This is a genomic window from Caballeronia sp. LZ019, from assembly GCF_031450825.1.
In the GTDB taxonomy this organism is placed as follows: domain Bacteria; phylum Pseudomonadota; class Gammaproteobacteria; order Burkholderiales; family Burkholderiaceae; genus Caballeronia.
This window is the reverse complement of record NZ_JARTVZ010000003.1, coordinates 228138-241156: the sequence shown is the minus strand read 5'-3', so window position 1 is coordinate 241156 and position 13019 is coordinate 228138. Positions and strand designations below refer to the sequence as shown.

Annotated in this window: 11 protein-coding genes; 7 read left to right on the top strand and 4 right to left on the bottom strand. The window is 61.2% G+C overall.

Annotation, left to right across the window (positions count from 1 at the left end; all coding sequences use genetic code 11):
- Positions 1-13: 13 nt before the first annotated feature.
- Positions 14-1354, bottom strand: a complete 1341-nt coding sequence (locus P9255_RS09595) for an Nramp family divalent metal transporter (protein WP_309768138.1) — start codon at positions 1352-1354, stop codon at positions 14-16.
- 176 nt (positions 1355-1530) lie between these two features.
- Between P9255_RS09595 and P9255_RS09590 the strand changes: the two genes are divergently transcribed.
- The 5 genes from P9255_RS09590 (at position 1531) to rpoD (ending at position 9641) form a co-directional block, all read left to right on the top strand.
- Positions 1531-3495 (top strand): site-specific integrase, encoded by a 1965-nt coding sequence (locus P9255_RS09590; RefSeq protein ID WP_309789419.1) that lies wholly within the window; start codon positions 1531-1533, stop codon positions 3493-3495.
- 172 nt (positions 3496-3667) lie between these two features.
- Positions 3668-4846 carry an AAA family ATPase gene (locus P9255_RS09585; RefSeq protein WP_309768258.1) on the top strand — a complete coding sequence of 393 codons (1179 nt, stop codon included), beginning with the start codon at positions 3668-3670 and terminating at the stop codon, positions 4844-4846.
- Positions 4847-5815: a ParB/RepB/Spo0J family partition protein gene (locus P9255_RS09580; protein WP_309768140.1), complete on the top strand. Its 969-nt coding sequence runs from the start codon at positions 4847-4849 to the stop codon at positions 5813-5815.
- Positions 5816-6129: 314 nt separating this feature from the next.
- Positions 6130-7419: a replication protein O gene (locus P9255_RS09575; RefSeq protein WP_309789418.1), complete on the top strand. Its 1290-nt coding sequence runs from the start codon at positions 6130-6132 to the stop codon at positions 7417-7419.
- A 218-nt stretch (positions 7420-7637) separates the two neighbouring features.
- Positions 7638-9641 (top strand): RNA polymerase sigma factor RpoD, encoded by a 2004-nt coding sequence (gene rpoD, locus P9255_RS09570; protein ID WP_309768145.1) that lies wholly within the window; start codon positions 7638-7640, stop codon positions 9639-9641.
- A gap of 76 nt (positions 9642-9717) precedes the next feature.
- Here the strand turns inward: rpoD and P9255_RS09565 are convergent, their stop codons facing one another.
- Positions 9718-10044, bottom strand: coding sequence for a hypothetical protein (locus P9255_RS09565; protein WP_309768147.1), 327 nt, complete (start codon positions 10042-10044; stop codon positions 9718-9720).
- Positions 10045-10406: 362 nt separating this feature from the next.
- Positions 10407-11111: a glutathione S-transferase N-terminal domain-containing protein gene (locus P9255_RS09560; RefSeq protein ID WP_309768148.1), complete on the bottom strand. Its 705-nt coding sequence runs from the start codon at positions 11109-11111 to the stop codon at positions 10407-10409.
- 265 nt (positions 11112-11376) lie between these two features.
- Here P9255_RS09560 and P9255_RS09555 point away from each other — a divergent pair, with 265 nt between their 5' ends.
- Both P9255_RS09555 and P9255_RS09550 read left to right on the top strand, forming a co-directional pair.
- A complete protein-coding gene (locus P9255_RS09555) occupies positions 11377-11883 on the top strand; it encodes a hypothetical protein (RefSeq protein WP_309768150.1) in 507 nt (168 codons plus the stop codon).
- 94 nt (positions 11884-11977) lie between these two features.
- Positions 11978-12745 carry an SDR family oxidoreductase gene (locus tag P9255_RS09550; RefSeq protein WP_309768153.1) on the top strand — a complete coding sequence of 256 codons (768 nt, stop codon included), beginning with the start codon at positions 11978-11980 and terminating at the stop codon, positions 12743-12745.
- Positions 12746-12778: 33 nt separating this feature from the next.
- Here P9255_RS09550 and P9255_RS09545 read toward each other — a convergent pair whose 3' ends face one another.
- Positions 12779-13009, bottom strand: coding sequence for a hypothetical protein (locus P9255_RS09545; protein WP_309789417.1), 231 nt, complete (start codon positions 13007-13009; stop codon positions 12779-12781).
- Between the last annotated feature and the right edge of the window lie 10 nt (positions 13010-13019).

Below are 13019 nucleotides of genomic sequence, written 5' to 3'. Positions count from 1 at the left end.
CCGTTATCGTGGATCAGGAGAGCAGCGTATCGGCAAGCAGCTTCACGTTCAATACGACGATCACAGCCGCCACGAGCCATGCGAGTGCGGCGATCCATCGGTTGATCGTGAAAACGCCCATCTTGCGGCGGTCCGACACGAAGCGCACCAGCGGGATGACGGCGAAGGGCAGTTGCATCGACAGGATGACCTGACTCAGGACCAGCAGTTGGCCGGTGCCCTTCTCGCCGTAGATCGCCGTGACGATGACGACCGGAACGATCGCGATGCCTCGCGTGATGAGCCGGCGCGCCCAGCTCGGCAAGCGCAGTCGCAGAAAGCCTTCCATGACGATTTGCCCGGCGAGCGTAGCGGTAACGGTGGAATTCAGGCCCGACGCGAGCAGCGCGACGGCGAAGAGCGTCGACGCAATGCCGAGGCCGAGCAAGGGCGAGAGCAAATTGAACGCATCGCCGATCTCGGCCACTTCGTTGTGGCCGCTCGCATGGAACACGGCTGCGGCCACGATCAAAATCGCCGCGTTGATGAATAGCGCGAGCGTCAGGGCGATGGTGCTGTCGATCGTCGCCCAGCGGATCGCATCGCGCCGCGCCTCGACCGACTGTCCATAGGCACGCGTCTGGACAACCGACGAGTGCAGATACAGGTTGTGCGGCATGACCGTCGCGCCGAGAATGCCGATCGCGACATAGAGCATCTCCCGGTTCATGACGATCTGCGGCGATGGCACGAAGCCGCGCAGCACCTGCGCGATCGGCGGCGACGCCGCGATGATCTGCAGCGTGAAGCACACCGCGATGACGATCAGTAGGGAAATGACGAACGCCTCCAACAGGCGAAAGCCTTTGTTGACCAGAAGCAGAAGAAGAAACGCGTCGAGCGCGGTCAGCAACGCGCCGGCGATCAGCGGAATACCAAAGAGCAGTTGCAGGGCGATGGCGGTGCCGATTACTTCGGCCAGATCGCACGCGACGATGGCCGCCTCGCATGCCATCCACAGAGCGAAGTTGACTGGCTTCGAGTAGTGATCGCGGCACGCCTGCGCGAGGTCTCGCCCGGTCGCGACGCCGAGCCTCACGGCCAGCGCCTGAAGAAGAATCGCCATTAGATTCGACAAGAGGATGACGGCGAGCAGCGTATAGCCGAATCTGGATCCGCCGGCGATGTCGGTCGCCCAGTTGCCCGGGTCCATGTAGCCGACCGAGATCATGTAGCCCGGACCGGCGAACGCGAGAAAGCGGCGGAGCCATCCGACGCCGACGGGCACCTTCACCGACGCGTACACCTCCGGCAGACTCGGGCGAAATTCGTCGTTGCCCGGCTCTTTGTACGCGGGGCGTCGGGGGTCGCGCATCGGCACGTGCCTCCTTAAGAGTGCTCCTATGAGTTGATCGAATATGCTCCGGACGAGACGAACATTCAAGCAGGCGATTCGGCTACAGAGTCGCATCGTCAACGCTGATAATCCGTCTTATCAGACATAGCGATTTGCCTTGTCATTTGGACCGGTACTTGATAATCTCGCGCCAAATGATTGATACAAAAGGCAAAAGCTTGATCGAAGAGAACCGTCCGGCGCAAACGAACGCGCCACGGCGACTCACGCGCCAGCATTTCGCGCTTTATCGCGGATACCTGGACGGCGTTTCGGAAGCCCAACTCCACGCCTCTTACGGCGAAGCCGGCTCGGATGTTCGCGGCACCCGGCGACTCATCGCCGCATTACGCGACACGCTTTCGGTGTTGGCGCGGCGAGCGCACGATGTCGAAGCAGCGCATCTGCTCCGGTTGCGGCCCGGCAGTATTCCATCCTCTTCCGACAGCCCCTCTCTCGAGGCGCCGACGCTCGAAGCGTATCGGGAGCGTGTCGATCCTGACGGCGTCTACGGTGAGTCCGAACTTGTCGCGCTCTATAAGGAAGAGTACGGGGACAGCGAGTCCGATGCCTCGAAGCGGCGCGCGGCCCGCAACGCGCGGATGCGTCGGCGGCAGGCAAATGCTCTTGCCCGGATGGAGGCAAACCTTGTTCAGGAGCCGAGCCAGGAACATCCGATCGACGGATGGTTCGAGCCGGTCGTCACCGCGCGGCTGGCCGCCGCCGGGATTACGACGATCGCAGACCTCATCGCGCTGATCGAGCGTCGGCGGCATCGCTGGTATGCGTGCGTGCCGCGCCTCGGACCGAAGGGCGCGCAACGTATCGTCGATTGGCTCGTTCTGCACGCCGAGCCGCTCCAGCACAGCCTTTCGGGGTTTGCCCTCGTGCCGCGTCGACAGTGGCGGACTGAGCATCGAGCTGTTCAGTCGGTTGCGTCGGATGCCGTCGCCGTTGCGCCCCTGGAATCCCTGCGTGTGCCGCGCCCGCTGGACGGATCGAGCGGTACGAACCGAGCGGTGAACACGAGTGCCGGCGCACGGTTCGACACCGATATCGCCGCGATCAACGGCTGGCTCGATGCGCGCTCCGGGAGCGACCATACGCGGCGGGCATATCGGCGGGAGGCAGAAAGGCTCTTGCTCTGGGCGTTGATCGAGAAAGGAAAACCGCTCTCTTCTCTCGAACGGCACGACTGCGCCGAGTTTCTGGCTGACTTTCTGACAGATCCGCAACCGGTTGAGCGATGGGTTTCCCGCCAGCCCATCGAACGCTGTCTGCCAGGATGGAAGCCCTTCGCCGGCCCGCTGTCCGACCGCAGCCGTGAAACAGCGCGTGCGATTCTCAACGCAATGTTTGAATGGCTCGTCGAGAGCGCTTATCTGTTGACGAACCCGATGCTCGGCCATGAGCGCGTGGCCGCTCCGCCGGCTTTCGATGCGAAGTCGCGGACCTTGGATGCCGATCAATGGCAAGCGGTACTCCGCTCCGCGACGCGACAAGAATATACATTCGCCGAACATCGGGATCGCCTCGCCCTTCTTCTCGCCTATTCGACCGGCTTGCGACGAGCCGAACTCGCTGCCGCCACGACCGATTCGCTTTCCGTCCGGCGCCTGCGCGGTGTCAGCGTACCGGTGTGGCAATTGAGCGTCGCGCCGGCCGCCGGCAACCGCCCGGGCAGAACGGTGCTTTTACCGCCCGCAGTGGTCGACGTGCTGGTCGAAAACCTCGCGCTTCGTGGACTTCCGTCCCCGCTCGATTGCCCCGAAGGCACGCCGATACTGGCTCAGAGCCGCGGGGGGCGTGCCGTCACGCCCGATAGCATCGGTCGTATCATCAAAAATTGCTTCGTCAACGCGGCGGCCGATCTGGAAGCAAGCACAGCCGGGACCGGCCAACGGCTTACGCGGGCGAGCACGCATTGGCTTCGTCACAGCCACTCGGTTCACGCGCTCGCCCACGGCGCAACTGTCGACGACATAAGCAAAGGGCTTGGCCACGCGCAGGTGTCGACGACCGCGCTGTACCTCGACCACGAGGACGCAAGCCGTTTACTTGGCGTAGAACGGTTCATCCGGCGCACATTCAAGTCAGAGAGCGAATCGGAATCGCCTTAATCTCAACGTTTACTCGGCGGTGGCGTTGTAATATCGCCCGGGCTCGCGTCAAAGAGACTTCAGAGTTTACTTGAGGTTTACCGGTTGGCCGTTTATTCTTCGGTTTGCAGTATGTTTTCCACAAACCGAAGAATTATTTGCTTACCCAGGCCCGCCAGTGACCGCGAATTCCATGCTCAGCGCTCGGCTTCCCGAAGTCGACCAATCCGTTTCGATCGAAACGCTCTTGGGGGTGGCCGCCCAAGCCACTGACATCCTCAACCAGATCCGCGATGCAATGCTGGAGCCCTATCCACGCAAGAGCGCGCCGACGTTTACGAGCGCGCAAGTCGCATCGCTTTGCGGAATCGACAAGCAGCGGTTTCAGTACCTGACCACAAAGGGCGAATTACCAGCGGGGACGTCGAAGGGCGCGGGCCGAAGCAAGGAATTCACCCTGGAAGAAGCGCTGACGTGGATTCGCGCGACCAGGGAGCGCGTCCGGCGACCTGAGGGCAAGCGCGGGCGCATCGTGACCGTTGCGAACTTCAAAGGCGGCGTCGCAAAAACGACGACGGCTGTATCCGCTGCCCAAGCGCTGACACTGCTGGGACGGCGCGTGCTCGTCATCGATTGCGACCCGCAAGGCACCACGACGCAACTGTGCGGATGGGCGCCGGACGCCGAAATTTCGGACGATCAAACGCTGCTGCCGTTGATTTACGGCGACCAAACGTCATTGCATTACGCGGTACAAGAAACCTACTGGCACAACCTTGATTTGATTCCGGCCTCGTCGTCGCTGTTTGACGCGGAGTTTGAAATTCCGGCCAAGGTGCTGAACGACAGCACCTTCGAGTTTTGGGAGATCGTCCGCAAGGGACTCATGCCCCTGACCGACGAATACGATGCCGTTGTCATCGATACCCCGCCCGCGCTCAGTTACCTGACCATCAACGCGCTCCTCGCGTCGGACGCCATCCTGTTGCCGTGCCCGCCTGAAGCGCTCGACTTTGCCAGTTCCACTCAGTTCTGGCATCTGTTTGCGGACATCGCAAAGAAGCTGCCCGGCGTGCTGGAGCAGAAACGATTCGATTTCGTCAACGTCATTCTGACGAAGGCGAAGTCGGACGACGTGTCGCGCGTGGTGCGTGGTTGGCTACAAAAGGCTTACGGCGATCGCGTGCTGCCGTTCGAAATACCGGAATCGACGGTGCCTAAGGGTGCATCGGCCCAGCTGTCCACGGTCTACGATCTGTCGAAGCCGGACGGCAGTACAGCGGCTTACAACCGTTTCAAGGAGCCGCTAGACCGGCTTGCAGAACATCTCGACGCGCAGTTCGTCCGCGCGTGGAATCAGGCGGAGGCGTAAATGGGTATCGGGGACAGGCTTCTTGCGAAGACCGCGAATGTCGGGAACAAACCGACCGAGCCGACGCAGCGTGTAACCAGTTCGGAACCGCGTACGTCACCGGGCAGGTTGATGGATGCGCAGCATCGAATCAACACGGCCCAGGCGCGAATCAAGGAACTGGAGACGCAGCTCGAAGAAAGAGCGGCGTTTGAAGTGCCGCTGGATGCGCTCGTCGAAGTCGAGGGAAGGCGACGGAAGCTCACTGCAGAGCAGTTCCAGGAGCTCAAGTCGAATCTGGCCCAACACGCCCTAGCGACGCCTATTCTCGTTCGTCCAGTCTCTGAAGGTCGATACGAAATTGTGGCGGGACACAATCGTGTCGCTGCCTATCGGGACTTGGGTCGCACAACGATTCGGGCGAACGTTGCGTCAATCGAAGAAGGCGAGATCGAATTCGCAGCGTTCTTTTCGAATCTGCTATCGCCGTCGCTCACCGACTTCGAAAAGTACTGGAACTTCAAACGGCTACAGGAACTGAGCGGATTGTCCCGTACGGAGATATCCGAGAGCGCGGGACTGAGTAAGAGCCACGTAACGCGGATCTTTTCATTCGACGCCCTGCCGGACGCTGCGAAGCAAGCCTTAGCGCTAAAACCTGAACGTCTAGGAAGTAATGCGGCACAAAAGCTCGCGGCTCTTACAGAAGCCGGCAAGGCAGACAAAGTAGTCGAAGCGATTCGTCGATTGATCGATGACGACAATTTCACGCAGGACAAGGCCGTCGCGCTGGCCGCCGAGAAACCGAGAGCAGCCGCACCAAGCATGACAGTCGTGCGATCAGGAAGAAGAAAGGTGTGCGAGGTTTCGACCAGAAGCGGCGTGGTCGGCATTCGCTTCTACGAGAAAGATGCAGCCGAGGCCGAGGCATGGGGGCAGCGAATTGCTGATTTCATCAACAAATCGTTGGAAGAGTCGACTCCAGATTGATGCCTACTAGAGTTTTCTTTGAAATCAATGGTTTAACGATTTTCAAGACAACCTAGGAAGTCGGCTCTATTAGAAATTCGTTTCAAATCAAGGTTTAACCAAATAAGGTCAACGAGGTCGTCATGTAGCGAACTGGTCTTGAAAGACAAAAGCCTTCGGCGCCAACCGAAGGCTTTTGAATTCGGGCTTCACTGCTGCTTGCCCGTCCGCTTCCCGACGCCAATCGGGTCACGAGCTACGCAACTCGAAGTTTAGCGGATAGCGATCGGCAGTCAAGCGTTTGTCCTCCATTTTTCGAAATGGATGCACTTGACATGCATATCGCGCAACTTTCCGTTGCAGGCGAGGCCGTTCTTCGCCCGCAAATCTCACCCGATCGCCCCGAGCAGGGGGATCAGAAAGCGCTCGATGAGTACGCTTGCGACCGCTCGAATCTTCCGTGGATCATATTCAGAGCCGCGCATAGGGCGAACCATTTGTCCGCCCTTCCCGCCCGCGCTCGCGCAGTGCTGGCCGCGTTAGCCCGAACGGTGGACGCGGGGCGCCCCTTTGCCGCCATCTTCGCGCGGCGTGAATTGCTGACCGGGCGCGCGCTCCAATCGATGCGCACGTTCTATCGCAGCCTCGACGACCTCGAGTCGTCCGGATTCATCACACGACCGCCCCAAAGTCGATACGGTGGAGGTGGGCTCTTCGGCCGTGCGTACCTGCATCTCACACACAAGGCAGCCGCACTGCTCGGCTTGGTAGAGATCCAATCCGAGCCGGAAGAAACCTACCCGCCGACGCAGGAGGATGCGGTGCAGCCCGCACCGGCTGTCATTTTGAGCACACCGTCTGTCAGCGTGGCAGACGGTGCTATATATAAGGATCTAATCCCTTCTACTCAAAAGAGACAACCACGACGCCTGCCCCCAGATCTTGAGCGCCTTGGCAAACTGGGATTTCGTGACTTCCTGGTCTTCAAACTCATGCGCGAAGCGCGCTCCCACGGGAAGCGCCTTTCGGACGTCGTCGAGGCGACCTGGGATCATCTTCGCCAAGCGAAGCGCCCCATAAGCTACCTGCGGACTCTGCTGCGCGCGCCAGTCGATTTTGCGCACCGCGTTCGGTCGAAACGACAGGAAGCTGTCGAACGGGCGACGGTATGCGCCGTGCAAGCGCAAACCGAGCGAGAAATTCACGCTCTCGCCGGACGCGCCTTCGTCAGCCACGATCATCTTCGCCAATACGTCGTCGCGGACGATGCGCGTTCGGTCACGGTTAAACACCGCGACGAGGCTCGCCCTCGTGTCCATGCAGGCGCTTGGGCTACCGACTTTCTCGCAGCTTTGCGTACGGGACGTATCGTTGTCCGGGAGGCCGGCGAAACGTCTCATTTCCGTGCGCCACCGACGATTTCAACGCCTGACCGCGCTGCAGCACAGTCGAATCCTAAGAACAATGCCTCGCGCAACTTGGATGCATTGAGGCACTTCCTGCGGTTGAAACGAGCGGGCGTCGTCACAACATCCGTTACAGCCGTGGGGGAAAGGTATGCAGCAAGGCGCGCGATGCAGCGTGCGAACAACACGCAGAGTCCCGTAGGCACGACAGGAAAATAAACCTGCTGCGTCGCAGCAAACGCTGATATACTCTAAGGTTGCGTCTTTGATGGCGCCTTGTAATTACGCGATTCACGCCTGAAGCGTGGATTCGCGCGCTTTGCTCGATGCGATTCTCAGCAAGCCGTCCGTGGTCGAAGCTGTTGTCGATATCACGCGGGCCTCACGCTCGCTTCCGGGGACCTGTCATCGCCGAGCAAACCTGTCGAGGAGAAAGTATGGCAAGTTTTGATCGGGAAGATTCGGAGCTGGATATCGTCGCGCCGGCGCGCAGGTCAGCGGGACGCAAGGCGGGTAAGAGCAAGGGCCAGGCCGGCACGATGCAGCCCGATGTCGTCATGACGGCGGAGCAGGACGAAGAGCGTCAGCGTCAGATGCGCGCGTTGATTCAACTCGGCAAGGAGCGTGGCTATCTCACGCACGCCGAAATCAACGATCACCTGCCGGACAACTTCGCACAGACCGCGGCGATGGAAACCATCGTCAGCACGTTCAACGACATGGGCGTGGCGGTGTACGAGCAGGCGCCCGACGCCGAAACGCTGCTGCTGAGCGATAACGCCCCGGCCGTGGTAGCGGACGAGCAATCGGAAGAGGAAGCGGAAAACGCGCTTTCAACCGTCGATTCGGAATTCGGCCGCACGACCGATCCCGTGCGCATGTATATGCGCGAAATGGGCGCAACGGAACTGCTGACGCGCGCCGGCGAAATCGCGATTGCGAAGCGCATCGAAGACGGTTTGCACGAGATGATCCAGGCGATCGCCGCGTGCCCGTCGACGGTCGGCACCATTCTGGCAGACGCCGCGCTCGTCGAGTCTGGTGAACTCAAGATCGACGAGCTCGTCGACGGCCTCAAGGAAGACGACGCAGTAGAGGAAGAAATTTCGGCCCCCGAAACAACGGAATCGGCTGAAATTGATGCGGATACCGAAGAATCCGACGGCGACGACGAGGAAGACAGCGATCTCGAAGGCGGCGATTCCGGTGCATCGAACGAAGCGCGTTTGAAGCAGTTGAAGGCCGACTGTCTTGAGATTTTCGCCCGCGTGCGCGAGCTGGCGGAACAAGCAAGCAATCCTAAGGGAACGGGCTCGACCGCGACCAAGGCTGTCGAGCGTGCGCGCAGCGAAATTCAGCGCGAACTCGGCTCGATTCGCTTCACGGCGAAGACCATCGACCGCTTGTGCGCCGACGTGCAGCAGCAAGTCGCTCGCGTCCGCGAAATCGAACGTCGCATTCTGCAGATCGCGGTGGATCGTTGCGGCATGCCGCGCGACAAGTTCGTCGAGGCGTTCCCGGGTCACGAGACGGATCTCGAATGGACGGCACGGACCGCGGCGGCTTCGCGTCAGTACGGTGCGTCCCTCGAGCGCAGCTTGCCCGCCATTCAGGCCGAACAGCAGAAGCTGATCGACATCGAAGGCGTCGTTGCGTTGCCGCTGCAGCAGCTGAAGCAAATCAATCGTCAGATGACGGCTGCTGAGCTGAAGATGCGCCAGGCGAAGCGTGAAATGATCGAAGCGAACCTGCGTCTCGTCATCTCGATCGCGAAGAAGTACGTCAATCGCGGCATGCAGTTCCTCGACCTGATTCAGGAAGGCAACATCGGTCTGATGAAGGCGGTGGACAAGTTCGAATATCGCCGCGGCTGGAAGTTCTCGACGTATGCGACGTGGTGGGTTCGCCAGGCCGTGACGCGCTCGCTGGCCGATCAGGCTCGCACGATCCGCGTGCCGGTGCACATGATCGAGACGATCAACAAGCTGAACCGCATCTCGCGCGAGATCCTGCAGCAGACCGGCATGGAAGCGCATCCGTCGGTGCTCGCCGAGCGTATGGAAATGCCCGAAGAAAAAATTCGCGGCATTCTGAAGATCGCGAAGCAGCCGGTGTCGCTGGAAACGCCGGTCGGCGAAGATGCCGACGCCACGCTCGGCGACATGATCGAAGATCAGGGCGCGGCTTCGCCTGCCGATGCCGCCGTGCACGCGAACATGCGCGCCGCAATCGACGATGCGCTCAACGCGCTGTCGCCGCGCGAAGCGAAGGTTCTGCGTATGCGCTTCGGTATCGATACGGCTTCGGACTACACGCTCGAAGAATTGGGCAAGCAGTTCGACGTGACGCGCGAGCGTATCCGTCAGATCGAAAGCAAGGCGATGCGCAAGCTGATGCACCCGAGCCGCGCGGACAAGCTGCGTCCGTTCCTGGATCGCTAATTCTCGACGCTTTCTGACGCATCGAACAGCGTGCCGTCCTTCGGGGCGGCACGCTTTTTTTTGCGCGCGACAACGCTCACCCGCGTGCAGCGCCCTTGGGCGAGGCCGTCGACGAGCACGCCTGCAACGCGACGATCGCTTTTCGCGCGAGCGCCAGCGTCTCTTCGCACGCGCGCTTGTTTGCGAAGATCGCGCATCCGCCGCCCGCGTTGATCTTCGATACGGCGCCGCGCACCTTGTCGAGCGCCGTTTGCGGCGAACCGCTGTCCTTGATGATCGCGGCGATGTCGAACGCACTGCCGGCATCGGTTTCGACATAGCCCGGACATTCCGCATGCGCGCAAACGCCGATCGCGAGCAGCGTGAAGGCAGCCGATAGACGAGAAGAGGGAAGGGCGATCATGGCGTCGGTGTCCGTTACCGCATCGCTTGTGAGGTCGCTCGGGCATCGCGTTGTCCACAGAAATCTTGGACAAGCATGTGGATATCCTGAGCATCGCCGGGCCAACACGTTGATGCGAAACGCGTTTCACCCGCCGTGCGATTTACGCGCGCGTTCGCACATTGTGAACCTTTCGGGCGCGCCAGGCGCGCCGGCCGAAAAGCGGCGCGCGGAAGCGAGCTTCAACGCATCGTTGTCCACAGAAATCTTGGACAAGCATGTGGATATCCTGAGCATCGCGACCGCAACGCCTTGAAGCAGAACGCATTTCAGCTCGCATGCGAAATGAATCAGGCATCGCGAAGACGCACCCCTTGGCAGCGTCAAACCCGCTGAGGAATCTCCAGCCCACGCTGCACGGCCGGGCGCGCGACGAACGCATCGAGCACCCGCTTGACGTTTGCAAACTGATCGAACTCGACCAACTCGCGCGCTTCATAAAACCCGACGAGATTGCGCACCCACGGAAACACCGCGATGTCCGCGATTCCGTATTCATCGCCCATGATCCACTCGCGCCCGCCGAGGCGTCCGTCGAGTACGCCGAGCAGACGTTTCGATTCCGCGACGTAGCGATCGCGCGGGCGTTTGTCCTCGTAGTCCTTGCCCGCGAACTTGTGGAAGAACCCGAGTTGCCCGAACATCGGGCCGATGCCGCCCATTTGGAACATCAGCCACTGAATCGCTTCGTACCGGCGCGCCGGATCGCGTGGCAGAAACTGACCGCTCTTATCCGCGAGGTAGATCAATATCGCGCCCGATTCGAAAAGCCCGAGCGGTTCGCCGCCGGGCCCGTTCGGATCGATGAGCGCCGGAATCTTGTTGTTCGGATTGAGCGATAGAAACTCAGGCGACGTCTGATCGTTCTGATCGAAGCGCACGAGATGCGGCTCGTAGGGCAAGCCGGTCTCTTCCAGCATGATCGACGCCTTCACGCCGTTGGGCGTCGGCAGCGAATACAACTGGATGCGATCGGGATGCTGCGCGGGCCATTTGCGCGTGATCGGGAAATCGGAAAGCGTGGGCATGGTCGATCCTGTCTGAATGGATCGCTCAATATAACCACTTCGGGGCTGGACCGCCGAGCAAGGCCTTGCCTGCCGACACGCGGTTTGTAGGAATGACGGTGCCCGTCGCACATGGCGAACCGCGCAACGTGCCGAAGCGGCTCATCACCCGGCGCAAGCATGCGGCTGGCTCGCGAATTGCATCGTGCGCGGTGCTTTGCCTACGAGCCGGTCGATGACCGCCTCTCTGACGACCGAAACCTGACAACCGTATGTTGCCGCTGCCATGAAAAACGTTCCTCTTGCAAGGTTCATCGCGCTGGCTGCCGTGGCTGGCGGTCTCGGTAGTGCGATCCCGAGCGTTTGCCGCGCTTACCCGCTCGAAAGCCAGCTCGACTGCCGGTCGAGCGCACACCGGTTCATCGCGCCGCTGCGCGACGAGCAATACATCGACGCCACGCCGATGCGCGTCGAAGCCAACTCGGTCAACGCCTTCAAGCCGACGCACGGCAGCGACCTCACCGCCTATGGCTTTCGCGTCTACGCGGTGCTCGGCTACGAACACGGCGACGCGATGTTCAAACAGGGCGCTGGCCAGCCCATCAACGATTCCGCTTACGGCGTCGTCGTGCTCGGCTCGAAGGACACGGTCGAAGCGCGCGTGCGTGAGGCGGGCAGCACGGCCGTCGTCCATGAAGTTCTTCCGATGTTGATGACCGCCGTCTTTTGCGACGGCAGCACGCTGCGCAACACGGCCGGCACCGTTCAGGCGGATGCGTCGAGCAGTCACTGAAACGGTGTTGCAAGGGATTTCGCCGATAATGTTCTCCCGATCGCGATAACGACCGCGTGCACAGTCGCGCGGACACCAACAGGAGAACGGAGACATGCCCGAGGCAACCAACACATCTTCACGCATCGCAATCGTCACGGGAGCCGGTAGCGGCATCGGCCGGGCGGCGGCGCTCGCGCTGCTGGCGGACGGCTGGTCCGTCGTGCTCGCGGGCCGGCGTTCCGCGCCGCTCGAAGCGGTGGTTGCGGAAGCGGATGCAGGCGAGCGCGGATTCGCCGTGCCGACCGACGTCGCCGATCCGCAATCCGTCGAGCGGCTTTTCGCGGCGGCGGTCGAGCGCTTCGGCCGCGTGGATTTGCTGTTCAACAACGCGGGCGTGAGCAATCCGCCGGGACCGTTCGAAGACTGGACGCCGGAGCAATGGCAAGGCGTCGTCAACGTCAATCTGAACGGGATGTTCTACTGCCTTCAACAAGCGTTCCGCACGATGCGCGCGCAGACGCCGAAGGGCGGGCGCATCATCAACAACGGATCGATTTCAGCGAGCGCGCCGCGCCCGAACTCGGCGGCCTATACCGCGACGAAGCACGCGGTCGCCGGCCTGACGAAGTCCGCTTCGCTCGATGGCCGCAAGCACGACATCGCGGTCGGTCAGATCGACATCGGCAATGCGCTCACCGAGTTGTCCGAGCGCATGTCACGCGGCGTGCCGCAGGCCAACGGCGAGATCGCCATCGAGCCGATGATGGACGTCAGGATCGTCGGCCAGTCGGTGCTCTACATGGCGAATCTGCCGCTCGAAGCGAACGTGCTGTTCCACACCGTGATGGCCACCAAAATGCCGTTCGTCGGACGCGGCTAGGCATTTCGCGTTTCCGCTCTCCGGCTGCCCGTCCTATTCGGTGCGATACCAGACGCGAATGCCGGAGTACCAATGGCTGACACTGGTATCGTCGCCGGCGCCGAATGTCAACAGACTCTCCACGTTCAGCACGTCGATGCGCTGCTCCGCGATCCACCGGTTCGCGCGTTCGACGAGCGCCGCGCCGTTCTCGTACACGTTGCCCTTGATGAGGTGATGCTGCACTACCTGGCGCTCGAAATCTTCATAGGCGATCTTCGTCATCGGTCGTCTC